Source organism: Pseudomonas sp. B35(2017), assembly GCF_002113645.1.
Taxonomy (GTDB): Bacteria; Pseudomonadota; Gammaproteobacteria; order Pseudomonadales; family Pseudomonadaceae; genus Aquipseudomonas; species Aquipseudomonas ekonensis.
Map to the genome: position 1 here is coordinate 1 of NZ_NEIZ01000004.1, position 24,447 is coordinate 24,447.

26 protein-coding genes and 1 pseudogene are annotated in these 24,447 nt (G+C 60.3%); 10 read left to right on the forward strand and 17 right to left on the reverse strand.

Annotated elements, in window-relative coordinates:
• A pseudogene (locus CAG41_RS28805) lies at nucleotides 1-100 on the forward strand (Na+/H+ antiporter subunit G); the annotation flags it as partial.
• An 18-nt stretch (nucleotides 101-118) separates the two neighbouring features.
• Here the strand turns inward: CAG41_RS28805 and CAG41_RS09000 are convergent.
• The gene (locus CAG41_RS09000) at nucleotides 119-559 is read right to left on the reverse strand and encodes a DUF3995 domain-containing protein (RefSeq protein ID WP_085586379.1); all 441 of its coding nucleotides are present in this window, start codon (nucleotides 557-559) and stop codon (nucleotides 119-121) included.
• 93 nt (nucleotides 560-652) lie between these two features.
• On the opposite strand from CAG41_RS09000, the gene CAG41_RS09005 reads away from it, so the two are divergent.
• Together CAG41_RS09005 and CAG41_RS09010 are read left to right on the forward strand one after the other, a co-directional pair.
• Complete coding sequence (locus tag CAG41_RS09005; protein WP_085586377.1) at nucleotides 653-1,039, forward strand: DUF2946 domain-containing protein; 387 nt, start codon at nucleotides 653-655, stop codon at nucleotides 1,037-1,039.
• 93 nt (nucleotides 1,040-1,132) lie between these two features.
• Complete coding sequence (locus CAG41_RS09010) at nucleotides 1,133-3,265, forward strand: TonB-dependent siderophore receptor (protein ID WP_085706899.1); 2,133 nt, start codon at nucleotides 1,133-1,135, stop codon at nucleotides 3,263-3,265.
• 43 nt (nucleotides 3,266-3,308) lie between these two features.
• On the opposite strand, the gene CAG41_RS09015 is transcribed toward CAG41_RS09010, so the two are convergent.
• The 3 genes from CAG41_RS09015 to CAG41_RS09025 all read right to left on the reverse strand — a co-directional run bounded on the left by CAG41_RS09015 (nucleotide 3,309) and on the right by CAG41_RS09025 (nucleotide 5,090).
• Nucleotides 3,309-4,319 (reverse strand): ABC transporter substrate-binding protein, encoded by a 1,011-nt coding sequence (locus CAG41_RS09015; RefSeq protein ID WP_085586373.1) that lies wholly within the window; start codon nucleotides 4,317-4,319, stop codon nucleotides 3,309-3,311.
• 127 nt (nucleotides 4,320-4,446) lie between these two features.
• Nucleotides 4,447-4,644: a hypothetical protein gene (locus CAG41_RS09020; protein WP_085586371.1), complete on the reverse strand. Its 198-nt coding sequence runs from the start codon at nucleotides 4,642-4,644 to the stop codon at nucleotides 4,447-4,449.
• Nucleotides 4,641-5,090, reverse strand: a complete 450-nt coding sequence (locus CAG41_RS09025) for a hypothetical protein (protein WP_170930065.1) — start codon at nucleotides 5,088-5,090, stop codon at nucleotides 4,641-4,643. Before CAG41_RS09025 ends, CAG41_RS09020 begins: the two co-directional genes overlap by 4 nt.
• Nucleotides 5,091-5,522: 432 nt before the next feature.
• On the opposite strand from CAG41_RS09025, the gene CAG41_RS09030 reads away from it, so the two are divergent.
• A complete protein-coding gene (locus CAG41_RS09030; protein ID WP_085657205.1) occupies nucleotides 5,523-5,777 on the forward strand; it encodes a hypothetical protein in 255 nt (84 codons plus the stop codon).
• Nucleotides 5,778-5,782: 5 nt separating this feature from the next.
• Here the strand turns inward: CAG41_RS09030 and CAG41_RS09035 are convergent, their stop codons facing one another.
• The 3 genes from CAG41_RS09035 to CAG41_RS09045 all read right to left on the reverse strand — a co-directional run bounded on the left by CAG41_RS09035 (nucleotide 5,783) and on the right by CAG41_RS09045 (nucleotide 8,331).
• Nucleotides 5,783-5,986, reverse strand: coding sequence for a hypothetical protein (locus CAG41_RS09035; protein WP_085633224.1), 204 nt, complete (start codon nucleotides 5,984-5,986; stop codon nucleotides 5,783-5,785).
• 112 nt (nucleotides 5,987-6,098) lie between these two features.
• Nucleotides 6,099-7,703 carry a methyl-accepting chemotaxis protein gene (locus CAG41_RS09040; protein ID WP_085586363.1) on the reverse strand — a complete coding sequence of 535 codons (1,605 nt, stop codon included), beginning with the start codon at nucleotides 7,701-7,703 and terminating at the stop codon, nucleotides 6,099-6,101.
• A gap of 223 nt (nucleotides 7,704-7,926) precedes the next feature.
• Nucleotides 7,927-8,331, reverse strand: coding sequence for a TraR/DksA family transcriptional regulator (locus tag CAG41_RS09045; protein WP_065260998.1), 405 nt, complete (start codon nucleotides 8,329-8,331; stop codon nucleotides 7,927-7,929).
• 464 nt (nucleotides 8,332-8,795) lie between these two features.
• On the opposite strand from CAG41_RS09045, the gene CAG41_RS09050 reads away from it, so the two are divergent.
• Complete coding sequence (locus CAG41_RS09050) at nucleotides 8,796-9,671, forward strand: MurR/RpiR family transcriptional regulator (RefSeq protein WP_085586362.1); 876 nt, start codon at nucleotides 8,796-8,798, stop codon at nucleotides 9,669-9,671.
• 54 nt (nucleotides 9,672-9,725) lie between these two features.
• Here CAG41_RS09050 and CAG41_RS09055 read toward each other — a convergent pair whose 3' ends face one another.
• On the reverse strand, nucleotides 9,726-11,024 hold the full coding sequence (locus tag CAG41_RS09055) for a hypothetical protein (RefSeq protein WP_139834962.1): 1,299 nt from the start codon (nucleotides 11,022-11,024) through the stop codon (nucleotides 9,726-9,728).
• Nucleotides 11,025-11,337: 313 nt separating this feature from the next.
• Between CAG41_RS09055 and CAG41_RS09060 the strand changes: the two genes are divergently transcribed.
• From CAG41_RS09060 to CAG41_RS09070, 3 genes are all read left to right on the forward strand, one after another.
• A complete protein-coding gene (locus CAG41_RS09060) occupies nucleotides 11,338-11,943 on the forward strand; it encodes a glutathione S-transferase (protein ID WP_085657207.1) in 606 nt (201 codons plus the stop codon).
• 2 nt (nucleotides 11,944-11,945) lie between these two features.
• Nucleotides 11,946-13,064: a DNA alkylation repair protein gene (locus CAG41_RS09065; protein ID WP_085706901.1), complete on the forward strand. Its 1,119-nt coding sequence runs from the start codon at nucleotides 11,946-11,948 to the stop codon at nucleotides 13,062-13,064.
• Between the two features lie 258 nt (nucleotides 13,065-13,322).
• Nucleotides 13,323-15,107, forward strand: coding sequence for a DUF262 domain-containing protein (locus tag CAG41_RS09070; protein WP_085706902.1), 1,785 nt, complete (start codon nucleotides 13,323-13,325; stop codon nucleotides 15,105-15,107).
• A gap of 262 nt (nucleotides 15,108-15,369) precedes the next feature.
• Here CAG41_RS09070 and CAG41_RS28260 read toward each other — a convergent pair whose 3' ends face one another.
• From CAG41_RS28260 to CAG41_RS09085, 3 genes are all read right to left on the reverse strand, one after another.
• Nucleotides 15,370-16,497, reverse strand: a complete 1,128-nt coding sequence (locus CAG41_RS28260; protein ID WP_139834963.1) for a hypothetical protein — start codon at nucleotides 16,495-16,497, stop codon at nucleotides 15,370-15,372.
• Nucleotides 16,498-16,849: 352 nt separating this feature from the next.
• The gene (locus CAG41_RS09080; protein WP_085706904.1) at nucleotides 16,850-17,461 is read right to left on the reverse strand and encodes a hypothetical protein; all 612 of its coding nucleotides are present in this window, start codon (nucleotides 17,459-17,461) and stop codon (nucleotides 16,850-16,852) included.
• 3 nt (nucleotides 17,462-17,464) lie between these two features.
• Nucleotides 17,465-17,806, reverse strand: a complete 342-nt coding sequence (locus tag CAG41_RS09085) for a hypothetical protein (RefSeq protein WP_256582550.1) — start codon at nucleotides 17,804-17,806, stop codon at nucleotides 17,465-17,467.
• 169 nt (nucleotides 17,807-17,975) lie between these two features.
• On the opposite strand from CAG41_RS09085, the gene CAG41_RS09090 reads away from it, so the two are divergent.
• Together CAG41_RS09090 and CAG41_RS09095 are read left to right on the forward strand one after the other, a co-directional pair.
• Nucleotides 17,976-19,328, forward strand: a complete 1,353-nt coding sequence (locus CAG41_RS09090) for a hypothetical protein (RefSeq protein WP_139834964.1) — start codon at nucleotides 17,976-17,978, stop codon at nucleotides 19,326-19,328.
• A 36-nt stretch (nucleotides 19,329-19,364) separates the two neighbouring features.
• Nucleotides 19,365-19,733, forward strand: a complete 369-nt coding sequence (locus tag CAG41_RS09095; protein ID WP_085706906.1) for a hypothetical protein — start codon at nucleotides 19,365-19,367, stop codon at nucleotides 19,731-19,733.
• Between the two features lie 27 nt (nucleotides 19,734-19,760).
• On the opposite strand, the gene CAG41_RS09100 is transcribed toward CAG41_RS09095, so the two are convergent.
• The 6 genes from CAG41_RS09100 to CAG41_RS09125 form a co-directional block, all read right to left on the reverse strand.
• The gene (locus CAG41_RS09100) at nucleotides 19,761-20,834 is read right to left on the reverse strand and encodes an NAD(P)/FAD-dependent oxidoreductase (RefSeq protein WP_371917466.1); all 1,074 of its coding nucleotides are present in this window, start codon (nucleotides 20,832-20,834) and stop codon (nucleotides 19,761-19,763) included.
• Nucleotides 20,835-20,913: 79 nt separating this feature from the next.
• Nucleotides 20,914-21,276 (reverse strand): DUF6124 family protein, encoded by a 363-nt coding sequence (locus tag CAG41_RS09105; protein WP_085637513.1) that lies wholly within the window; start codon nucleotides 21,274-21,276, stop codon nucleotides 20,914-20,916.
• Between the two features lie 454 nt (nucleotides 21,277-21,730).
• On the reverse strand, nucleotides 21,731-22,147 hold the full coding sequence (locus CAG41_RS09110) for a hypothetical protein (RefSeq protein ID WP_085637516.1): 417 nt from the start codon (nucleotides 22,145-22,147) through the stop codon (nucleotides 21,731-21,733).
• Nucleotides 22,148-22,516: 369 nt separating this feature from the next.
• Nucleotides 22,517-22,945 carry a hypothetical protein gene (locus CAG41_RS09115; RefSeq protein WP_139831332.1) on the reverse strand — a complete coding sequence of 143 codons (429 nt, stop codon included), beginning with the start codon at nucleotides 22,943-22,945 and terminating at the stop codon, nucleotides 22,517-22,519.
• A 94-nt stretch (nucleotides 22,946-23,039) separates the two neighbouring features.
• A complete protein-coding gene (locus tag CAG41_RS09120; RefSeq protein WP_085633924.1) occupies nucleotides 23,040-23,348 on the reverse strand; it encodes a cupredoxin family copper-binding protein in 309 nt (102 codons plus the stop codon).
• A gap of 14 nt (nucleotides 23,349-23,362) precedes the next feature.
• Nucleotides 23,363-24,331, reverse strand: a complete 969-nt coding sequence (locus CAG41_RS09125) for a metallophosphoesterase (RefSeq protein WP_085580056.1) — start codon at nucleotides 24,329-24,331, stop codon at nucleotides 23,363-23,365.
• Between the last annotated feature and the right edge of the window lie 116 nt (nucleotides 24,332-24,447).

A 24,447-nucleotide genomic window follows, 5' to 3' on the forward strand; every position in this document is an offset into this window, starting at 1 on the left:
GGGTTCGTGGTGCGTGGCGCTGGCGTCGATCCTGTGTTTTTCCGCGTTCAGCGAAGGGCCGGTGGTGCACGCCTGGCTGATTCCGATCCTGCTGGCGATGAGGCCGGCACAGGCCACCTCAAACCCAGGCCACCGCCAGCAACCCCGCCCCCAACACCGTGCACAGCGGCGAGTAGAACCAGGTGTCGAGCCAGGCGAACCGCGAGGCCTTCACCTCCTTGAAGAAGCCCACCAGCTCCGAGTCGCCGATGGCCCGGGCGAACATCAGCAGCGCAATCGCGCTGATCACCCATTGCAGCGACCAGTGCTGCACCGTCGGCAACCACCACCCCACCCGCAGGCACACCAGCGCGGCCACCGACAGCAGCGCCGCCGCCACCAGCAACGTCAGCCAGCCCGACGGCTTGAACGCCGGCCGCAACGTCGCCGCGCCTTCGGCCACGGGCACGTGCGGAACCACCGCAGCCGCCGCCCACTGCCCGCCCAGGGCCCAATACACATGCACCAGGCTGATCACCGCGAACACCGTGACCAACCCTCGAGCCAAGACAAACGTCATGGTCGCGGTTCCTTGTTTTCGATTTGAACAAAATCATCCTAGACGGCATTTTTCCATGTGCACGACCGTTCGACCTTGGGTAAAGTGCCGCCCATGAAATTCACCCGTTCCGATCGCTCACTGCTGGCCTGGATGCTCTATTGCTGCGTCCTGTTCAACGTGTTCGCCTGCAGCATCGGTCACGGGCAAATGGTCGGGATGCAGCTCAACGGCCTCGGCGGCCAGTTCTGCGCGGTCGATCCGGCCACCCAGGCGCCGCTCGCCGCCACCCCTTCCGAAGAAAAACTGCCGACCCTGGCCAAGGCCTTCGGCTGCCCGCTGTGCTCCACCGGCGGCATGGGGCCGGCGTTCAACTCCAGCCTGACCCTGGCGATCCTGCCGGAACAGCACAGCCCGCCGCGGCCGGCCATCGTCAGCGCCGACCTCCCCGCCCGCTTCACCTGGCCTTCGGCCAACCCCCGCGCCCCGCCGCTCGCCTGAGTGCCCTTGCCTTTTTGATTCGTCAGCCCACTGCGCCAACGCGCGGCGTTCGCCTGTGCGCTGATTCCTAGACAAGCATTCAGGATTCAAACGATGAAACAACTCACTTTGCTGGCGAGCCTGTGCGGCTGCCTGTCCGTCAACGCCTGGGCGCAATCGGCCGTGGACCTGGCGCCGATCACCATCGACGGCGAGTCCGCCGCCGAACCGGGCCTGAGCCTGGACGGCTCCAGCGGCATGGCCTCGCGCCTGGGCCTGAGCGTGCGCGACACGCCGGCCTCGGTGGCGGTGGCGAACCGCAACGACATCGAACGCCACGGCGCGCAGAACTTCCAGGACGCCGCCAACACCCTGCCCGGCGTCAACGCCAGCGCCCCGCCGGGCTTCGGCGGGTTCGTGTCCTACCGCGGCTTCACCAGCAGCCAGATCACCCAGATGTTCAACGGCGTCAACGTCTCCGGCGGGCTGGCGCGGCCGGTCGATGCGTGGATCTACGACCGGGTCGAACTGGTCGGCGGCCCGTCGTCGCTGATCAACGGCGCAGGTTCGGTCGGCGGCTCGCTCAACTACGTGACCAAGCTCGCCACCCGCGACGAGCAGGCCGTCGAAGGCCGGGTCAGCTACGGCACCTTCGACACCGTCGAAACCGCCTTCGGCCTCAACCATGCCCTGAGCGAACCCGGCGCCGACGTGCAGCACTACGCGCGGCTGGACGTCAGCCACAACACCGGCAACGGCTACATCGACCGCCAGGAGCGGGACGCCTGGAGCGTGGCGTTCTCCCTGCTCAGCGACCTGACGCCCGACCTGTCGCACACCCTGGCCCTGGAATACCAGGACGAGCACGAAGACAGCCCGTACTGGGGCACGCCGGTGCTCAACCCCAAGGCGGGCGAGCTGAAGATCGACAAGCACAACCGCTTCAACAACTACAACGTCGAGGACGGCCGCTACGAGCAGCGTACGATCTGGGTGCGCTCGATCATCGACTACCGGATCAACGACAGCACCACCCTGCGCAACACCCTCTACCACCTGGACAGCCAGCGCGACTACCGCAACCTGGAGACTTACCAGTACAACGCCGACAACAGCGCGGTGAACCGCTCCACCGCGTATCAGGTGCGGCACCAGGGCGAACAGAACGGCAACCAGTTCGAACTGCGCCACGACAACACCCTGTTCGGCCTCGACACCACGTGGTCCGGCGGCTTCGAGTACAAGGTCAACCAGACCACCAACTCGCCGCTCAACGTCAAGGGCGCGAGCACGGTCGACCCCGACAACTACCGGCCCGGGCACTTCTACGACATTCCCGGCACCAAGCCTGGCTTCGTCAGCGACAAGACCAACGAGGTCACCACCAAGGCCCTGTTCGCCGAAAACCGTCTGGCGCTGACCGACAAGCTGGCGTTGCTCACCGGGCTGCGCTACGACGACATCGACCTGGACGTGACCAACCACCGCACCGTGACCGCCAGCAACCCCAAGCACCTCAAACGCAGCTGGGAACCGGTCACCGGCCGCGTCGGGCTGACCTACCAATTCATTCCGTCGGCCAACGTCTACGTGCAGTACAGCACCGCCGCCGAACAGCCGAACGGCACCCAGGACTTTGACGTCTCGACGGGCAAGCAGTGGGAGATCGGCAGCAAGTTCGACTACCTGAACGGACGTGGCTCGGCGACAGTGGCGGCCTACACGATCGAGCGCAAGGACTTCGCCGTGACCGATCCGCTGGACCCGACCCTAAGCATCCCGGTGGGCCAGCAGACCTCCAAAGGCATCGAGGTCGCCAGTTCGCTGCGCATCACCGACCGGTTGCTGGCCGAGGGCAACTTCGCCTGGGTCGATGCCCAATACGACGACTTCACGGAGAAGAACGCCGCCGGCGTGGTGGTCTCGCGCAAGGGCAACACGCCGACCAACGTGCCGGACCGCGTGGGCAACCTGTGGCTGACCTATGACTTCTCGCCGCAATGGCAAGGCGGGGTCGATGCGCGGTACGTGGCGTCGGTGTACGCCGACACGGCCAACACCATGACCGTGCCGTCGTACACGCTGTTCGGCAGCTTCCTGAGCTACAAGGTCGATGCGCACACCACCGTCACCGGCCGGGTGCGCAACCTGACCAACGAGGTGTATGCCGAGTTCGCCCATGTGTCGCCCGCGTACTACCTGGGCACGCCGCGCACCTTCGAGCTGGCGGTGCAGACGCGGTTCTGAGGGCGCGACCAGAGCGGTTGACCATTGAAGGCGCCGGCCTTGGTCACAGGCCGGCGGCCACTTTGTCCGCCACGTCCTTGGGCAACCAAGCCTGCCACACCTGCGGGTGATCCTTCATGAACGCCACCGCCGCCTCCCGCGGCGGTGTGTGTTTCTCGCTCATGCCGGCCAAAGCCTTGTTCAGCGCGTCGATGGGGAAATCGACCTTGGCGAAGAACGCCGCGATCTCCGGGTATTCCTTCTGGAACGGCGCCGACACGCCGATCGACAGCTTCGAGGCCAGCGAACGGGTCGGTTTCGGGTTGGGGTTGTCGGCGTCGGTCAGGGTTTTCCAGGCCTCGGCGTCGAAGGGTGGCTCTTGCAACTGGATCAGCTTGAATTTGCCGAGCAGCGGCGTCGGCGACCAGTAATAGAACAGCACCGGCTTGCCCCGGCGGATCGATGAACTGATTTCCGCATCCAGGGCCGCACCGGAGCCACTGCGAAAGTTGGTGTAGGCATCCTGCAATCCGTAGGCGATCAGCTTCTGCTTGTTCACCACCTCCGAAGTCCAGCCGATCGGGCTGTTGAGGAAGCGCCCCTTGGCCGGGTTCTCCGGATCCTTGAACACATCCTTGTACTTGATCAGGTCGCTGACGCTGCGCAGGTCCGGCGCCAGCGGCTTGATGCCTTTGGCCGGGTCGCCCTTGACCACGTACTCCGGCACCCACCAGCCCTCAGTGGCGCCCTTGACCGTGTCGCCGAGGCTGGCGACCTTGCCTTCGGCCTCGGCCTTGACCCACACCGGGCTGCGGCCGGCCCACTCTTCGCCGATGACCTGGATGTCGTTGTTGGCCAGCGCCGTCTCCAGGGTGATGGTGGTGCCCGGCAAGGTGTCGGTGGGTAGGCCGTAGCCCTTCTCGACGATGATCCGCAGCACGTCGGTGATCAGGCTGCCGCTCTCCCAGTTAAGGTCGGCGAAATGGATGGGCTTTTGCGCAGCGTTCGCCGCCGGCGTCGCCAGCAGGGCCCATGCGCTCAGGCAGGCGAAAAACCACTGTCGTAATCCGTTCATGCGTTGCACCTCGTGCTGTTCGCAGCAATAGCAGGACGGCCTGACAGAAGACCGCAAGCCTCTGAATACTCAGTCAACTGACTGTAGACGAGGTTCCTGCTTTTTCAGGGCATGACACGGACGAAGATCAGTTTTCAGACATTTCCTGCAAGCGCTGCAGCTCGCGTCTGACCATGCTGGCGTATTCCGCCGGGCGCAGGCCGTAGATCTGCGAGGCCACCCAACCGAGCCAGGCGCCTTTCAGCTCGGCCTTCGCGGCGTAGAGCCTGCGGGCCTCCTCACGGGCGCGGTCGAGGTGCTGCCCATGAAAGTCGGCGCGGCTCACTCGCTGGCCTTGAACGTCACCAGCTCGCCCTTGCGCCACTTGGCGGCCTTGGCGGTGACGGCCTTGAGGGTCTTGGTCAGGCCTTCGGTCAACTGCGCGTGTGCGGCGAACACCGTCACCACGTTGTGGCCTTCCTTGAACACGATGGCATGGCCGTCGGCGGTGGTGACGAAGGCGTAGTCGCCCAGGCCGTAGACCACCAGCTTGATGTCACGAAAGCGGATGTCGAACTTGCCGCCTTCGCGGCTGGGCAGCACCGACGCGCTGAAATGGTCGCCGACCTTGAGCTTGAGCCCCGGCTTGTCGTCCACCACCAAGGCGCTTTCGGTGTCGATCTCCGCCACGTAAATGCCTTCGGCGTTCTGTTCGGTGACATACACGAAACGCGATTGGAACTGCTTGACCAGCTTTGCCCGCAAATCGCCCAACACGAACAAGGCATGCATATCGAGGTTACTGACTGCCAAAGAAACATCCCCACACTGGAAAAGAGTGCCGCGCGCCGGAAAACGCGCACGGCAAAAAAGTGACGGCCGGGCCGACGGTATTGCCGAATGAATCAGGTGAAAGCCTGAGCGGGGCAGCGGCCCCTTCATCGCGAGGTTCGGTAAGACTAACGGAATGCCGCTCGCGGAATCTGCCCTGAAGTTCGCCGGACGTTGAAGGAAAACGCCTCGTCATGGGCCGGACAAAACCGACTACGAACTTTAGGGAAAAAACTTACTAAAAAAAGCATTTTTCCGACATATCGCCGGTAAAAAATTGCTTTAGATAAACAACGTTCGCCAACAGGCACTGGCGATTCTAGAGCACCGATGCTCGATACGACTACCCGCAACGGTAAACCAATGCCGATCCGACCACGAAAAGGACTTCACATGTGCAACCTGACCCACTTCGCCCTGCCCGCCCAAGCCCGTCCCGACGCCCTCCCATTCCCGCCGACGGCGGACGGCTACGGCCTGCAACGCAATGAACCCGTTACCGACGGGCCGCGCTATCGCGTGGTGCCGGCCGGTAACGGGTTCTTTCACATCAAGGAAACGTCGACAGGACGTGTGAGAGGATTCCGCAAGGATCACAACCAAGCCTGCGTCCTCGCCCGATCACTGGAAGCGCAAATGGGCCTCTGAGCCGGTCAGTGCAGGTGGCCTTCAAGCCCGGCACTCAACTGCGCCAGCCAAGCGGCCCTGCACTCTTCCGCCTCGTCGCGGCTGGCGAACGCCGTCCCCCGGGGCTCGCCGTTGAGCAGCACCACCCAGCACACGCGCTGCCCCCGCGCCCGCAAGCCGGCGGGCACGGCACTGCCGATCACCGCCGCCACATCGACCCTGCATTGCATGCTGACCTCCCGAGACCATTAGCTACCTAACTATGCAGGCAGAGTAATGACTCAGGCCCCAGGGAAACAGCCGCCGGGATGCACAGCTTCATTGCAGGTGCGGCAACAATCCTCAGCGCGGCGCCTCAGGCTTGTAGCCCAGGCGCAATCCGCCCCAATGCCGGCCCTTGACGGTGATCGGCACCGACAGGTCGTGCATCAGCTCGCCGGTGTCGCGGGTGTAGGTCTGCAACAGCACCGGCTGCTGGTGGCTGCCGCAGCGGATGCCGGTGCGGTCGGCGAACTTGCGTTTGGTGCGGTTGTTGACGGTGTCCGCCTGCTCGTCGCCGGTCAGCGGCTGGCTGAACACTTGGTTGTGGGTCGGCACGTAACCCTGCTGGGTGCAGGCGATGGCGAACACCAAACCTTCGTGCCGCGGCAGCAAGGGTTCCTGGATCGCCGGCAGCACCTGGTCGGTGTAGCGGTCGAACCGGGTCTGATACTTCTCCGGCCGCGTGCCGGGGATCGGCTGGTAGTGACGGTCGAACAGGTCGTCGAGGCTGATCCGGCCTTGATCGACATCGGCCTCGAAGCGCGCGGCGATCTGTTCGGCCCCTTCGCGGGCCAGGTCGTAGATGCGCTGGTGGTAGTCATCCAGCCCGACCTCGGCCAGCCGTTCGCTGATGGTCTCGGCCTGGCCTTCCATCTGCACGGCGGCTTCGGCGAGGCGGCGGGTCTGCTGGTCGCTGATGGCCAGGTCGGCGCGCATCTGCTCGATGGCGGTGAACAGGCTGTCGAGCTGCTCGCGGTTGGTCTCGGCGCCCTGGGCGATCTCGCCCACTTGGGTTTCCACCCCGGCGGCCAGCCGGGCGATGTTTTCCAGGTGCTGGCCGGTGAGCTCGACCTGCTCCACGCCTGTGTGCAGGTCATCGGAGAGCTGGCGGATCTGCTCCACCACCTGTGCGGTGCGTTGCTGGATGTCGGCGACCATTTCGCCGACCTCGTCGGTGGCCGACGCCGTGCGCGCCGCAAGACCGCGCACCTCGTCCGCCACCACCGCAAACCCGCGCCCGTGCTCGCCGGCGCGGGCCGCCTCGATGGCGGCGTTGAGCGCCAGCAGGTTGGTCTGGCTGGCGATGGACTGGATCACCAGCGTGACGCGCTGAATGTCGTCGCTGCGCTGGCTCAGGGCTTCGATCAGCTCGCGGCTGTCGTTGGCGCGCTGGCTGAGCTGATGCATGCGCGAAATGGAATCGACCAGCACGGTATGCCCCGCCGCGCTGCTGTGGTGCGCCTCGCTGGCGGCGCCCAACGCCTGCCGGCTGAGCTGCGACGTGGCCTGTTCGGTGGCGATCATCACCTCGGCGTTGCTGACGATCTGCTGCGCCGCATCGAGCTGGGATTGCAGCTTGCCGGCCAGTGCCTTGACCGAAAACGCCACGCCGGCGGCGGACAGCGCGTTATGGCTGGTGGTGTAGGAAAGGTCGCGGGTCAGTTCGGCCATCGCGCTGCCGGTGTCGACAGGCCGGGCCTCAGGGGTGGCGCGGGAACGCAGTCGCGGCAGCCATACGATCAGCACCGCCAGCGGCATGCCCGCGTACAGCGGCCAGCCCCCCAGCGCCATGCCCGCCAGCAACAGCATCAGGGCGATGCTCTGCAGCGTCGGCGACAGCCAGCGGTTCTTCGGCAAAACAACTGGTGCAGGCAGAGCCTCAACCAGAGATCCATCTCTCGTCATTTCGTAACCCCACGCGTGTTCTCATTGTTGTGGCCGCATTAAACGCCACTACAACGCCATTATCCATGGTCCGTTAGTCGTGGGGTCTGTGGCAGGTCAATGGAACGGCGGGATTGTTACGGACGGCAAAACGCTTCGCGGGCAAGCCCGCTCCCACAAAGGTCCGGGTATCACCGTAAACCTTGTGGAGGCGGACTTGCCCGCGATGACCGCGTCGGCGCAATCAGGCCTGGCGCTGGTGCTTGTCGATCTGCTCGTGGCGCTCTTGGGCTTCGATGCAGTATTTGGTGGTCGGGCTGATCAGCAGGCGCTTGAGGCCGATCGGCTCGCCGCTGTCGTCGCACCAGCCGAAGCTGTCTTCCTTGATGCGCTCAAGGGCTTGTTCCAGTTGCGGCAGCATGCGCTGGTCGCGGTCGATCGCGTTCACCAGCCAGGTGCGCTCTTCTTCCACCGAGGCGGCGTCCGCCGGGTCAGCCGGGGTGTCCAGGCTTTCGATGGCAATACGGTTCTGCTCAATGCGCTCGTGGGTTTCGACTTTCATGTTCTGCAGCAGCTCAGTGAAGAAAGCGTGCTGCTCGGCATTCATGTAGTCATCTGCCGGCATGGCCAGCAACTTGTCCTTTGTCATTGATATCTCTAATAAAAAACGTGCATTAAGGCGAATTAGGGAGCGTTCCGGCGAACCGCCTGCGGTCATCGGAAAGGCATCGTTTATTGCAAACGCCACCCGGCACTCAATTTACGAAGGGGCGGCAGTCTAAGGCCCGATTGAGGCCTCAGCAACTGGAAATACAGGGAATTTGTCCGACAAAGCCCGGAAACCGCCCGCAGACGGGGTTCGCAGCGGCCATCGGAGTGCGTTTATAGCAAGAAATTCAGTCCAGCGGCTGTATATAGAAGACAAACGGCGATTGGGCGTGGCGCTTTGTCGCACCCCACCCTGAACGCGCAGGCCGGCGCGGTGCATCGATTCAGCAGCAAAACCATGGACTTAGGCTTCACAAAACGCCGCCCGGACTGGCTATCCTCAAGGCCGGCGCCCCCTCGCCGCAGCCGCGTGCCCTTATAAAAGAACAGCCAGAAGGATTGTCCATGCCGTCCACCGATCAGCCGGTCAACGCCGAGCGCCTGCTGCAGCGGATCACCGACGAACACGACTCCCTGCCGCGCCAGCTCAAGCGCATCGCCGCCTACATGAGCCAGCAAAGCGAGCGGATCATGCTCGACCGCATCAGCGACATCGCCCATGAGTGCGAAGTGCACCCGTCGGCCATCGTGCGCTTCTGCCAGCGCTTCGGCTTCAGCGGCTTCAGCGAGATGCAGGCGCTGTTTCGCGAGGCCTACACCCACAAGACCACGCCGGTGCAGAGCCACCAGAAACGCATCCGCACGCTGATCGCCGACAAGTCCCGGCCCACCACCGACAGCGACCTGGCCCGCGAATGCATCGCCGCCACCCTCTCCGGCATCGAACGGCTGGGCCTGGAACTGGACGACGCCGCGTTCGAAAAGGCCGTGGACCTGCTGGCCGGCGCCGACCACATTCACGTCATCGGCGTGCGCCGCTCCTTCGCCGCGGCCGACTACCTGGCCTACAACCTGCGCCACACCCAAAAGCGCATCCAGCTCATCTCCGGCCTGGGCGGCAGCTACCGCGAACAGATGCGCAGCGTGCGCGCCAACGACCTGGTGGTCGCCATCAGCTACACCCCCTACGCCAAGGAAACCCAGCACTGCCTGCGCCTGGCCCGGCAGCAGCAGGCCAACACCCTGGTCATCACCGACAGCCACCTCTCGCCGCTGACCAAGGGCGCCGGCGCGGTGCTGCTGGTCAACGAGGGGCGTTCGTTCGCGTTCCGCTCGTTGAGCGCGACGTTGTGCCTGTGCCAGGCGTTGTTCATTGCGCTGGCGTACCGGTTGGGGTTGAAGGTGGAGGAGATGCAGGAGCAGGTGGGGTTTGAGGACTAGTGAGCAGGTGGCGAGTGCGGTGCACTCGCCACCTGTTGAGGGCCAGATTCGGTGTTACTGGCCTATGCCTTTGATCTTGACCCCCGGAAGTATGCGCAGCAACGGCCCAGGATCACCGACGGAATCTGGCTCAAAAGGCTTGCCAGTTGCACCAGAAGGCTTGAGCGCCGCAATTTTGAAATGGATGCCTCGATATCCGATGGCGACAGGTTCCGCAAAGGCTTGCCGCAACGTGATGCCCAACGCCGATGACCGGACCACCGATCCGGTGACCCCGGGCAAGTCCGGCACGATCTGGCTGACCTTCTCCCTCAGCTGATCGTTAACCTGTGCCAACTCGGACTTGACCCGATCGATCTCGGCTTGCTTGGCCGGCGGTTTAGGCGGCGTTGAACCTTCTTTGGGGGGCTTGTCTTCCTTAGGCTTCTCGCCTGCGACAGCGGGTTTGGGATCCTCCGGTTTGGGTTTGGGCGCCTCCGCAGGTGCTTGAGGCTTCGCTGCCGCTTCCCCGGTCAACTTGCCCAGTTGTGCCTCAAGGGATTTTTTCTTGTCGCTTAAATCGACCATCGCCAAGGTCACAGCCTTGAACGTGCCGCTCATACCCTCCTCTGAGGTCACCACCACATCAAGGGCACGGGCCAAATAGACATCCGTGACAAACACCAGTATCGGGGCAGCGGCGTTTGCCGTTTTCATCTGAGTTGCCTGCAGTTGATCAGCCGCCTCGCGCATTCTGCGAAGATCATCTTCCGTGTAACGGGTGGACGTCTCTTCGTCGAATCGCTTTCTCGCCAGCAGATACCTGGCCCCATACGTTTCAGCGCTGGGAACCGAATACGAAACGCTGTATTGAGAACGGCGCCCAAACCCCAGGGCGGACGCGATGGCGCTGCTGGTAACGTTGACCCCGATGTCGCTCTCGGCCAGTGAGGCAAAGGTAAACCCAGGAAACGCCACCAGACTGTTGACCTGTGTGCCATCGATTTCCATGGGGATGAGCGCCCGGGCCTGCACCGAGCCGTTTCCCGAACCGTCGTCATAGGTGGCCAACGACGTGAACGTGTGTTTGCGCGCGGATTCGACAATCTGCGCATCGATATCGATGTAATCGAATTTCGTCGAAGCGAGGACGTAGTCGCCGGTGGAAAGTTTCTCGCCCGCCTTTGCCGCACGCGCAATAAACAGGTCACCCACTTCAACATTGCTACGGGGCGGATAGATCGCCTTGATACCCAGTTGCTCCGTATTGAGTGTCCAATTCTCGGCAACAACGCCCGGCTCGGGCTTTGAACTGCCACATCCGGTCAGTCCCATGCCCACAAGACACAACACCGTGAATCTATAACCGTACATGTCCCGCCCCCCTTGCTGTCCGTAAAGCACGACCTGATGCGTTCGCACCTTCCAAGGCCTCCACGTTCGCAAGGCCTTGGACTGCAAGGGACACATGCCGACAAGTACTGAATCAGTGGGTCTGAACTTGTCTGCTTTTACCATCCCTGGCCGATGCTGGCACTTTGACTATAGAACCGGAACCACCCCCGGCAAGGCCAGCGAAGCCCTTTATTTTCGGGTGTTTCATCCCCGTTACGGCATGCGGGTGTAGTCAACCGCCAGACCGAACCGCTACATTCGACACCCATAACAAACACCCAGGGAGCTGCACATGAAACTGATCGGAATGCTCGACTCACCCTATGTCCGCCGCGTGGCCATCTCCGCCCAGTGCCTGGGCATCGAGCTTGCGCACGAACCGGTGTCGGTGTTCCGCCATTTCGAGCGCTTCCAACAGATCAACCCGGTGGTCAAGGCCCCTACCCTGATCCTCGACGACGGCCAGACGCTGATCGACTCGACCCTGATCATCGACCACCTCGAAACCCTCTCCGGCCAATCCCTGCTGCCCGCCCACCTCGCCGCGCGCGTACGCGCCCTGCACCTCATCGGCCTGGGTTTGGCCGCATGCGAAAAAGCCGTGCAGCTCTATTACGAACGCAACCTGCGCCCGGCGGAAATCCAGTACCAGCCGTGGGTCGAGCGGGTCGAAGGCCAACTCGCCGCCGCCTTCACCGCCCTTGAACTCGAACTGCAACGGCAACCGCTGCCCACCGACGGCGCACTGATGCAGGACGGCATCACCCTGGCCGTCGCCTGGAGCTTCACCGGCCTGGTGGTGCCCGACCGGATCGACGCCGCCCGCTTCCCGCACATCGCCCATTACACCGCGTACGCCGAAGGCCTCGACGCCTTCGCCCGCACGCCGATGAACTGACCATGAGCACCCCCGCCACCGCCGCCCCGGCGCTCAAGGAAATCTTCAACGCCGAACGCCTGCGGCACATCGCCGACGAGATGAGCGCCGTGTACCCGGCGTTCAAGGCCAAGGCCTTCCTCAAACAGGCCAACGACGGCCTCGACGAGCTCTCGGTGATGCAACGCATGGCCCGCGTCAGCGAATGCCTGCACGCCGTGCTGCCGCTGAGCTATGAAGACTCGCTCGCCGTCCTGCGCGACCTCGCGCCCCGGCTCAACAGCGCCTTCGTCGGCATGACCCTGCCGCACTACGTCGCGAGCTACGGCGGCCACGCGTTCGACACCTCGCTGGACGCGCTCCACTACTTCACCGCGTTCGGCTCCTCTGAATTCGCCATCCGCCACTTCCTGCGCAGCGACCTGGCCCGCACCCTGGAACGCATGCACGACTGGGCCCGCGACGACAACCACCACGTCCGCCGCCTCGCCAGCGAAGGCAGCCGCCCGCGCCTGCCCTGGTCGTTCCGCCTCGAACCGGTGCAGGCCGACCCGCAACTGGCGGCCGGCATCCTCGACCGGCTCAAGGCCGACGACAGCCTCTACGTGCGCAAATCCGTGGCCAACCACCTCAACGACATCACCAAGGAACACCCGCACTGGGTGCTCGACACCGTCGAAGGCTGGTCGCTGGACAACAAACACACCGCCTGGATCGCCAAACACGCCCTGCGCAACCTGATCAAACAAGGCAACCCCCGCGCCCTGAGCCTCATCGGCGCCGGCGCGAAGGCCGAGGTCGAGTTGCTGGACGTGAAGGTGGAACCGGCAGTGGTACGGCTGGGGGACACGATCACACTGTCGTTCACCGTAAAGTCCACCGTGCCCGAGGTACAGCGGTTGGTGATCGATTACGCGATCGACTACGTGAAGGCAAACGGCGGGACGTCGCGCAAGGTGTTCAAGTTGAAGGGGTTGGATTTGGCGGGGTTTGGGGAGGTTGAGGTGGTGCGGCGGCAGCAGATCAAGGATTTCACGACGCGTAAGCATTATGCGGGGTGGCATGGGGTGGAGGTGATGGTGAATGGAGAGCGGTTGGGGGGTGGGGGGGTTGAGGTTGGGGGCCGGGAGAGTTCTTTTTGATTGGGGAGCGTCTGCGTTCAGCCAAATGCGGACGCGCTCACCAAGTACCGCTTCGTGCCGCTCTGTCCTCCAAAGAAATCCGGTCTTACTCCCCAAAACACAAGAACTGGGATGAAGGCAAAGCCTCTGCAATGGCACGGAGATGTAGACTCGTCGAGTCCCCCCTTCGAAAAATAAACGTTGCGATCCTCTCTAGAGTCTCTTGATCAACGGTGCGATCTTAGCGAGACTGATACTCCAAAATTACAGGAGTTACGCATGGCAGAGCTGACCTCACAACCGACCACAATTCAGTCGCTCTACGCCATGTATAGCGACAACCTTTTATACGTAAATCGCCGTTATCAAAGAAAACTGGTATGGACACTTGAAGAAAAACAAAAACTTATTGAATCCATTCTCAAAAAGTATCCAATACCTGCAATTCTAATCGCAGAGCGAGAGGAGTCGCCTGGCACTTACGAAATCATCGACGGACTTCAGCGACTTCACGCCATTATGTCTTTTATCGAAACATCTTTTTCGGACACGCGTGGAAGTATGTTTTCACTTGAACACTTTCCTTCAGCAAAACGCCGTGCTGACGAAGGTGCGTTTACACCCAACGAGTCCGAGATATATCTGACACAAAGGGAAGTTGGCACGATACTAGATTACCCTTTTGCAATGTCTGTAATGCGCGGTGCAACCGAAGATGAGATTAACGACGTCTTTGGCCGCATAAATACTTATGGCCACCGACTAAGTGATCAAGAGCGCCGTCAAGCGGGCATTCAAAACTCTTTTTCGGAACTCGTCAGATCCATAGCCTGTACGTTGAGGGGCGATGAATCCCATGAAATATTGCCCCTAAATTTAATGCCATCGATTAGTATCGACTTACCAAAGACCAAGCATGGCTACCTAGTTCAGGCTGATGAAGTATTTTGGGTGGAGCATGGAATTCTCAGATCGACAGAGCTTCGTGACAGCATCGATGAGCAATGTATCGCAGATATTGCAGCATGTATTGTAGGCGGCCAACTTATAGAACGTTCCAAGGAAGCTCTCGATGTAATCTACACTTCTGACTCGCCGGAATCAGACAGGATCCTTGCAGCCCTCGAAGTTTATGGAGCTGAACGTCTATCAGATGAACTGAAATACTGTATAGCCCAAATACTCGAAGTTTGTGCATCTGGAAACCCCGAAAAACCTAAGCCTGAAAAACTGCGCAACATCATCTTTAAAACGAAATCAACAAACCCATTCCCAGCGGCCTTCGCTGTCGTACTGATTGCATTTCACGAGATCATCGTCAAAGACAACATGATAATTACCGATTACAACGGTATTCGTGAGGCGATATTTGATCTCACTGAGCGAATCGGTAAAGGGCAAGGCGCTACTTCTGCAGCACAACGTCGCAAAAATATTAATTCTGTTAAAGGCTTGATCTCGGAATTCTTTACTCCTGCCCAACCTGCGCCGCCAATTTATGGAAATCACGCAATCGCTGATATCGACTCTCTGCTCCGTCGTTCGGAGGTTGAGCAATCTGACTTTGAATTCAAGCAAGGGATTTTGAGCCTTAGTCCCGATAGGAAAATTGATCCAGGAATATTGCAAAAAATCCACGAAACCTTATGCGCCATCGCAAATAACGGCCCCCAACGAACAGGAAAGCTCATAATAGGTGTGAGCGACAAGCCAGCTGACACAGAAAGAGTCGCTAGATTGGATAAGGTCTCAGCCAAAAAAGTAGGCAAGCGGGACGTAGTAGGAATAAATCGGGAAGCACGAATCCTCAACATCAGCACGGAGGATTACTTTATAAAAATCAAGGAGTCTATTAAGCAAGCAGCTCTTTCCGAACCATTAAAAACATCGGTTCTTTCTCACATCGACTACAATCCTTATTTTGGACTTGGGATTATTGTCATAACAATACCACCACAACAGGATGTCTCTTATTACAACGAGCATCTATATTGGCGAACTGGTGACTCCACAACAGAAGCCAAAACAGCAAAAGAAGTTGCCGCTGTAGCAAAGCGGTTCTAGATAGTCATCATCGGCCCGAAGCGCTGGAGCCTTTAGATAGGCTTCAGCAAAATATTGTACTACCCTCTAAAAGCTTTCACTCAGCTTTTCTCCAGCTTCTACCCCCTCCCTCTGATATGGGTTACGTAAGGGAGCTAGGCGAGGAAAACAAAGGGAGACAGGTCTATTAAAAACAGATCCACCCCGTTTCCACGCAGCCCCACTTACCCTCCCACTTTTTTTCAAAAGAAAAATACTTCAACCACCTATAACTCCCTCTGCATCAGAGATCTAGACTTCCATACATTTCGTAAGTATCGATAAGCCGCTGCCGGTAAGTATCGTAGTCCTCTGCGAGAATATCCTGACCCAGCAAAGTTCCTTGCACAAAGAACTCCCACACCATTTTCTGGGCACTTTCAATTTCTGCGTCTGAGATTTGTAAAAGGTACTTCGCAACATACACCCGACAAATGTGCTGGAGAAGGATCGCAACCGCGCCCGCAACCCTGCCAGTGACATCAGCTGGGCCAGCAACATTTAGGCGAAGCGAGCCAGTATGCGCAACCGAATTGCGTAGGGCATTAAAGTACCTTAAGCGTTTCACGACTGCGTCATCTGGATCTTTCGGGTACATATTAAACGCGGTCAAAAAAGATGTAAGCTTGGATAACGCTGATTCGCTCGAAAGGTTGGTTGTCCGAGGCATCATATCCTTGATTAGTTCACTATCCACTTCTGCCTTGATCAGATGAGCCTCAAATACCTGTAGGGCCGCCTTAACATGTTCCTTCACCTCTGGCGTGTATCGATTCGCTTTTGAAGTACTGTGCCAGCGCGATACCAGACCATCCAACGCTGCTGAGCCCATGGCAAGTTTAACTACACCTTCTTTACTATCACGGGCTAGGGACAATGCGTAAAGTGCTTCCCCAGCACCCGCTGCTCGCATAGCAGGTAATAACGCCCAATCAATTTTGAAGCTTCCCGAGAAAAAATTTTTACTGACAATCGGCAAGGCTGGGCTTAGTTGAAAGTCCGGCAAAGACTCGTTATTGACCGCTACGTATGCGCCGGTCAACAACGAGAGGATCAAAGACAGATCGTAGGCTCCATTTACCCAAGGATTGTCAGGCATTAGCATAGAAGGCGAATCGAGCGCGGCATGTTCAACAACTAACGCAGTCAGGTTCCAATCACCAGCAGCAGCAGCCCGCTCCGTTACGGTATGTTTCGATCCAGACGAACTGAGTACTTTCTCAAAAGTCAATGTTTTCGCCTGCGCGAATCGCCCACCTATAAGCTCCTCGGGTACAATAATTCGAAAGGGGCCAACATCGAACGACCCCTCAAATTTGAGGTTGCGTTCAAAATTGAAGATTTTTCGAAACCCGGTACATGCGTTGCTCATTTTCTTATCCTTAGATTGTTAAACAGTATAGTCCCTTTGCCTTGACGATTAGCTGTCATAGTCCTGAGGTGAACACCTCGGCCAAAACTAGCACAAACCCGATTACAATAAGATAAAAAATTGGGCAGATCTATTTTTTTAATAGATCTGCCCCCTTTGCTACTGGATGTGCCTGAACAATTCATTGAGCATGGGCATGATGTAACCCAGGATGATGATGAAGTCGAGGTAAAGTGGTGGTGTATCGGGGAGCGTGCCTGATCAATGGATTGGGCACGGGGCGGTCCTTTTAATTGGGCGGACTATCGCGGTTTACAGCAGTGGATTTTGCGCCGCTCCCTGACCACCTAGGCTACAACAACGTTAACTCCAAGCTCCTAACCCATTCCTCTGACGCTGAATACCTCGCATAGTAGTCAATCCTCTCAGACGCACTTAAATTAGAAAAGAACCCAAAAAAGTAGCTATCGTCATAGTAGCCTTGTGCACCCTGCATATCACCGCCCCACCAAGACGCATTGTAATTCTCAAACACAATCCACGGCGGAGGAACTGCAAACCTCTTCTCGCAAAGACTTTCCAAGAAACCAATATCATTGGTAATTAACCGAACCGTCGCGACTTTAAACTCCCTTCTTGATACAGAAACAACTAATCGAATATTTTGAATTTCATCCAGACAGCACCGCATCACCAAGCCATTTAAATCAATTTCATCGCAAGCACTAAAACGTTCATCTACCAGAGCTTGAAACTCACCGACATCCGCCACATCCATAACAAAATCCGAATAGAACGCCTGCACCCCCAAACCAACTAACGATGCAAAAACAGGATAGCAACACTCCCCACGAGGAAACTCTTGCAATTCGGCCCTAAAAATCGCCTTAAGCTCCGAAATCGAATACCCAAGAACGCTCTCTTCGGAGGCAGGCTTAAAAAACCGCTTAATAAAGTCAAACAACACTCACTCCTTCCCAGGACACTTAAACACCCAAGCGTAAACCTTCATTCCCTCAACCTCCTCCCCAACAACCCCCACACCCAGACACACCCCATCCTTGATGTAATTGAAGCTGCAATACCTAACCCCCTCCGTACAAGACTCAATCTCCGAGTAGCCCTTCCTCACAAGGATGCTCTCCACCCCAAACTCACCCGCGTAGGTAGCGTTCGGTTTCCACCCACTGTTGATCAACGCCTTTCTGGCACTGACAAACGGCATTCCTTCTTTGATAGGAACATCGACCGCCTGAGCAGAGAAGCTGACCACCCCAAAGAGGCCGACAAGCATTTTTCTAAGTTCCATTTAGCCGTACCACCAAATCCCTTATGTGTTTTTTCCACTTCATCGCACTCAGTGCAGGGCTGACCCGACGGTTTCCAGCGAGCCGTTCCAAAACACCCCCTGAACAGGCATGCTACCCCCACGCCACCGTTCAAACTCAGGGATATTCAGCTTCATGTGGAAAAGTTGGTTGCAACGTTTCATCGGCAAAACACCCGCCACGGCAGACACCCTAAGCCACACAGCCGCAGCCATCGCAACCCCAAGCACCACAGCCACGCCACCAGATCCCTCCCCCCTCCGTGACTGGACGTTGCTTATCACCTCGTGGAGCGGATTCGACCGGGAAGCCGGCCTGCGGGCGGTTCGGTCTTCTCTGTCGGCGGAACGGTTGGCGGCGATCATCGTGCGGCTCAATGATTGGGTGCCTCAGGTTCGCGCAGTCGCGCGTGAGGCTTTCGAAGACTACCTGACGCCGCAGCAGGCCGGTTGGCTGGTCGCTCAAATGCCCGCCATTCTGGCGCTTGAGCATCGCCATCGCGACGACCACCGTTCGACGATCAACAAGCTTGAAGCATTGCTGGCAACGCCTGAATGCGTCGAGCGCTGCGCGGCGGGTTTCGACGCCAGCCGAGGCTCGTGCGCGCGGTTGCTGTTTCGGGTGCTCGTTCAGACGAAGGTTGAGGATGAACGGGAGGCGTTTCTGGTGGCGTGCCTTCACCACGTCGACTTCAGCGTGCGCCGCTTGGCGCTCGGCAAGGCGATGGAGCTTGAGCCGGCGTCGGCTCAGCGGGCCATCGCGTTCGGGCTCGCCAGCAAGAGCAGCATCCTCAGGAGGCAGTCGTTCCTGGAAGCGATCCGCTTGCAGACCGGCCGCACCCAATTGATCGAAGCGTTTTTGCTGGATCCGTCGCCAGCGGCACGGTCCACTGCGCTATGGGCCGCCGGAAAGTACGGCGTCGACCCGTTGCAGATGCTGCAGGCCCAGTTGGCGGGCGAGCTGCCTGCCACAAAGGCCCGCTGGCTCGGCCTGCTCGGGTTGGCGCAGGACCTGAAGCTGCGTATTCCTGAACACTGGATGACCGCAGCCTTGAGCCAAAGCAGCGGCGCGGTGCGTTCGCTCGTGTTGATGCTCGAAGGGGAAGGCAACCCTGAGAGGCTGATCGCCGCGGTCGCAGAGCCGGCCCGGGCCGTTTTTGAGGCCGGCGTCCTGGGTTTACGCACTCAGCCTTGGAGCGTCATCGGCTCGCCGTTCACCCATCAGCTCGACACGATCTGGGCAACGCTGTCACCCACCCGACGCCTGGCGCTCCTTGGACTGATGCCCAAGTGGAGCCAGGCAGGGTATCTGCTCCAGCAACTCAACCACAGCCCTAGCGAGCCGTCGGCGCTTGAGCAGCTCAGCGTTTGGGTCGACACCCAGCCCTACGCCATCAACGACCGAGAGACGCCAAAGGACGAGCGTGACCGGATCGTTGAACAGCTGAAGGCAATGGAGGCCGCTCGGACATTGCCTGCGGGCTCCGTGGCCAGGCTGATTTGAAAGGGCGTTAGCCCAGAACGGGAAGAAGGAACACTCATGCAGATCATCACCCTCGATCGAGACAGCGTGCATGCCGGGGATGACCTGCACAGCCACAGGACTTCGATCAGGATCGATCCCGCCGCCACGCTGGGCGGCTTGTTCGAAGCGATACAACGCATCGGTTACCTTCCCGGCATCAGCGGCGGACTGGCGACCTGGATCATTTGTTCATCCGGCAAGCCCATCGGTGTTTTTGCTCAGCAATGGCCCGCCCCGAAATGGGTTGTCCCGGCCGAGCGCACTGTCGGTCAATTTTTTGCGGGGGCCGAACCTTCGCTGCTGTTCAGGTATGGGTGCCAGGCGGATCCAGACGCTGTCTTTTCCCACATCAACGCCGGGAATGAGCCGCCGTCCCGGTTCTAGGATTTGTCCGAGATCTGCCAGCCCTCACTAAGCCCGGAAAAACCGATCCGGCCGACAAGGATCAAGCTCTCCTGCCACCCTTCCGTCGATGATCTCCTCACTGACAAGCCGCCCCACCACCGCCGCCAACACAACCCCAGGGTGCATGGCGCACACATAGACACCGCCCACATTGGGCAGATAACCAATGACGGGAACGCCATCGGCCGGCATGGGCCTGAGGCCGACGCAGGCCCACTCCGGTTCAAGGGGCTCAGCCCCATGGAGTGCATTCTGGATGGCTTGGGCCGTTCGGCGTGCGATCGCTGCCGGTTGGTTTTCTGCGGTGTCGTCCAGGTAATCCTCTGCCGCCAGCAACGCGCCGTCCGCGCTTTGCCGCACTTCCATGTCGGGGCTGGAGATGAGGGTGTGGACGAGGTTGGGCGGTGCGCTGTAGCGGATGAAAATGGCGGGCGAGGCGTTGATGGGCAGGGGCGCGCCCAGCCTCTCTGTCAGCTTCGCGGTGCCTGTGCCGGCAGCCAATACGACGACATCGGCATGGAGGGTGCCTCGGGTGGTTTCGACGGCGGTCACCCTTTCGGCCTGCGTCACGAAACCGAGCACTCGCGTCTGGGGGAGCGTTTTCGCTCCGTGTGCCTCGGCGCCTGCGATCAGTGCATGCGAGGCGGCCACGGCGTCCAGCGCGCCTTCTTGCGCCGCGTACCCGGCGGATTGAGGCGGGTTCTTGAGGTTGGGTTCGAGGTCGAGAATCTGCGAACGGGTCACCCGGTTGGCCGGCGGTACGTCACCCGCCGTCACGCCGTAGGTCAAGGCGCCTGTCCAGCGAATCTTCAGGTCGGGCACCTGGGTTTCGAGCCGGTGGTATTCCTCGATGGCAACCCCGCGCAGTGGCGCAATCGGGTCGGGTTCGGGGTGCGAGGTGTTGAGCCAGGCGAATGAGCGGCCGGTCACGCCCGATGCGATCTCTTCGGCCTCGACCACGGTGACCTGCGCACCGTGCCGGGCCAAGTGATACGCCAGCGATGCACCGACGATGCCTGCGCCCACGATGATGATTCGTTTGTCCTGACCACCTTCCATATCAACCTCCGTTCTGTCGATGTGCCGATGGTAGGACAGAGGGGCCTGCAACCCAAGCCATCAGATGCAGGCCCCGCCGTCGTCGCAAAACGCCTCGGCCCTACCCCTTCGGCTCGACGTTATCCAACGCCTGCCCCACCGCCACTTCCCCCAGCATCACCAACTGCGCGATGCCGATCGCGGTGCGGCGGTGGCCGGTGTCGAGGACGGCGGCGAAGTTGTTGAGCATTTCGGAGGCGGCGCCGAGGTTTTCGCAGGCGTTGGCCAGCAGGGATTCGGTGTCGTAGGCCGGGTTGGGCAGGTACATGGGTTCGGCCGCGTTGGCGCTGGCCATGATGGAGGGGGCCGGGTTGAGGTAGTGGTCGAGGGCGCGTTCGGCGGCTTCGTTGAGTTTTCTGGAATCGATGGATTCGTAGGGGGATGCCGGATCGAGGATGGGCGGATTGGGTGTGGGTTTGATCATGGTGTAACTCCCGACGCAAGAACGGTTAGGAGCCAGCACCCTCGCTACCAAACGATGGGTGGAGGCCATACGCAGGTTGGTAGACCGGTCGTCAGGAACCCCGGCGCACCCGAGGGTGCCCCGCGCATGACCACCATAAAACAGAGACGATGAAGTCCCCGCAAGACAGTAGTCTTGTGCTTCTGACGGAAGACGGGCTACCAAACCCGATCACTGTTTCCCAGTGACCCGAAAACGATAAAACCCGCACCCCAGCCGCACAAGCCGGCGGATTCTGGCCCACGCGTAGGCCATGGCGCAAGGCATCGTGGGCATTGACCCATGACCGGATGCGTCACTTAAACAGCAACGCCGACAGCTGTTGAAACGGCCCGCCACCGAACCGCTTCAGAAAAAGGGGACTGGTGTATTTGAGCAATACATCAGTCCCCATTTGCCCCCATTCACAAGCTCGTTACTGACCCGCGTCGCCGCCATTGGGTTCGGCAGGCGCCTGCGGGCATTCATCGGCCCATCGCGTCACCGTCATGTCTTTGAGTTGCTCACCGATGGTGTCGACGCGCAAGCAGGCGCCTTTCTTTGAATAGAACAGGATGCAGCGCGAGCTATCAAAGGAGCAGGTATCAAGTTCCAAAAATTTGCGTGCAGCCAGCTCGCGCTCGACACCGCTGTACTCATAGCCATCGCCGGTGTGCATCGGGGTTGGCTTCCATCCTTGTTTGATCAACTTGGACCTGGCCGCCACCAAAGATTCACCGACGGCGATGCCTGCTGGCCCCTGTTTGTCGTTTATCGCCTGTGAACCACCGGCAAATGCCAAGCTGGTTCCCGCGCCATACATTGCGAGGAGCAAGAGGATCGGGGCCTTCATTTCGCAGTGCCTCCAGCTGACTTGTAGCTCGCCAAGAACTTGGGATACTCGGCGTAGGGTTGGGGTGGATAGTGGTTCTTCTTGCCAGGCCCTTCCGGGACCCAGTGACCCGAAAACGATAAAACCCGCACCCCAAGGCGCACAAAGCGCACAAAGCGCACAAAGCGCACAAAGCGCACAAAGCGGCGGATTCTGGCCCACGCGTAGGCCATGGCGCAAGGCATCGTGGGCACTGACCCATGACCGGATGCGTCACTTAAACAGCAGCGCCGACAGCTGTTGAAACAACCCGCCACCGAACCGCTTCAACATGAAACCTGGCCCCCTCCGGGCGAAGGGGGTCAGGCAAACAGGAGGGTGTCGCAGAACTCAGACAGGGTCACCGGCAGGCCCCACCGGCACGACAGCGGCAACCGCTGCCACCGGTGCGATCACTGGCGCCTCCTGGGCCTTCTTCACCGCGACTTTCTTCAGTTCCTTGGCCTGGGTGGCGTACGTCAGGGCGGTGTTCCAGAAGCCGGAGCCGCCGCTGGCCAACAGGCCCAGGCAGACGACGCCGAAGTCGCTTCTCAAGAACGGGATGTCCGCCGGAATCGCTTCCCGGGACAACAGCACCGTCACCACGCCGCCGACCACGGCCAGTATCTGCAGGTAGGATCGGCGCCGCGCCTCGACCTTCGCATCGTCGCTGGTCTGATTCAGCATCGGGATGAAGCCTTTGACGATCTCGACCAGCCGTTCGGTGGCGATGCTCATGCCCAGTACAAAACCAATCAATGAAATCAGAGTGTTGTCCATAACGGTCTCTTCGCGCGCAGGGTTCATGGGGGGTGGCCCCGCAGGACCACTCCTTCACTATAGGCCGCGGCACGGGGCACGCTTGGGCGGGTGATCATTGGGTCACCACGATCTTGCCGATCATCTGCGGGTGCAGCACGCAGAAGTAGTCGAACTCGCCGGGCGTATCGAACACCCAGGAGAACGTGTCATCGGTGTCCAGCGCCCCCGAGCGGAACGCCTTGTGGGTTTCCGCCACGGTGTGGGGGATCTGGTCGTCGTTCACCCACGTCACTTTGGTGCCCACGGCCACGGTCAGGTCCTTGGGGCCGAACATGAATTCCTTGATGTCGATCTTCACGTCCTGCGCCCACGCCGGCACCGACAGCATCAGGCCGACCACGGCCAACAGTCGCGTTTTCATTTGCCTGCCCTCCCCTAGACCAGTGTCGAGTCGATCAGCGCCAACGGGTGCTCGCCCTGGGTCGCCCGCACGTCGGTGAGGCCCAGGTAGTTGCGCAACTGGTCGGCGGCGACGGTCATCGGCCCCGGCGACGGCGCCGCCCCCGGTGCCGGCTGCGGGTACGCCGTGCCGCGGGCCGTGTGGAAGGTGATGTTGCCTTCGACCTTCTGGATGACCTGGTGGATGTGCCCGTTGAGCACCGTGACCGAGCCGTACTTGCGCAGCATCGCGATGGCCTGGTCGCCGTCCTCGGTGCCCCAGCCCCAGGGCTGGTAGATCGTCCACAGCGGAATGTGGGTGAACACCACGACGGGCGTGCTGGTGGCCACGGCCCGCAGGTCATCGGCCAGCCACGCCAGTTGCTCGGCGCCGAGGTTGGCTTCGCGGCCGGCCTGGAAGTTGAACACGTTGACCAGCGCGATGAAGTGCACGCCGTGGTCGTCGAAGCTGTACCAGCCGTTGCCCTTGGTGCCCTTGCCGTAGCGTTCCAGGTAAAGCTTGCCGCCGCCCTCGTCGAGGGTGTCGTGCTCGCCCGGCACGTAGTGCACGGGGGACGGCAGGCCTTTGAGCAATTGCGCGGCGGTGTCGAACTCTTCGGCCTTGGACAGGTGCGTGATGTCGCCGGTGTGCAGGATCAGCGCAGGCCGCTTGGGCAGCGCGACGACTTTGTCGATGGCCGCTTGCAGGGTCTTGGCCGGCTCCGGGTTGGCTTCCTTGTTGAAGCCGATGTGCGAGTCGCTGATCTGCACGAAGTGGAAGGTGCTGTCCAGGGCCTTGGGGTCGCTGACGTTGCCCGCCGCGTCCAGCGCGAACGCCCGGGGTACGCCGCCGCTCAGGGCCCAGAGCACCCCGGCGCCGGCCCACGCCGAACATTTGAGCAGTGTGCGGCGGTCGGGGTTGGCCGGGCCGTCGGTGCGCCGGGGGTGTTTTGATCGAATGTCCATCGGTGTGTCCTCGCTGGCGGGCTACAGTGATGTAGCCGACAGGGAATGAACCTTTCGGGGCGCGGGTTTATTCCGCGCCGAAAAACAAATTCTTTTCAGGGAATAAAAGGCGAAGC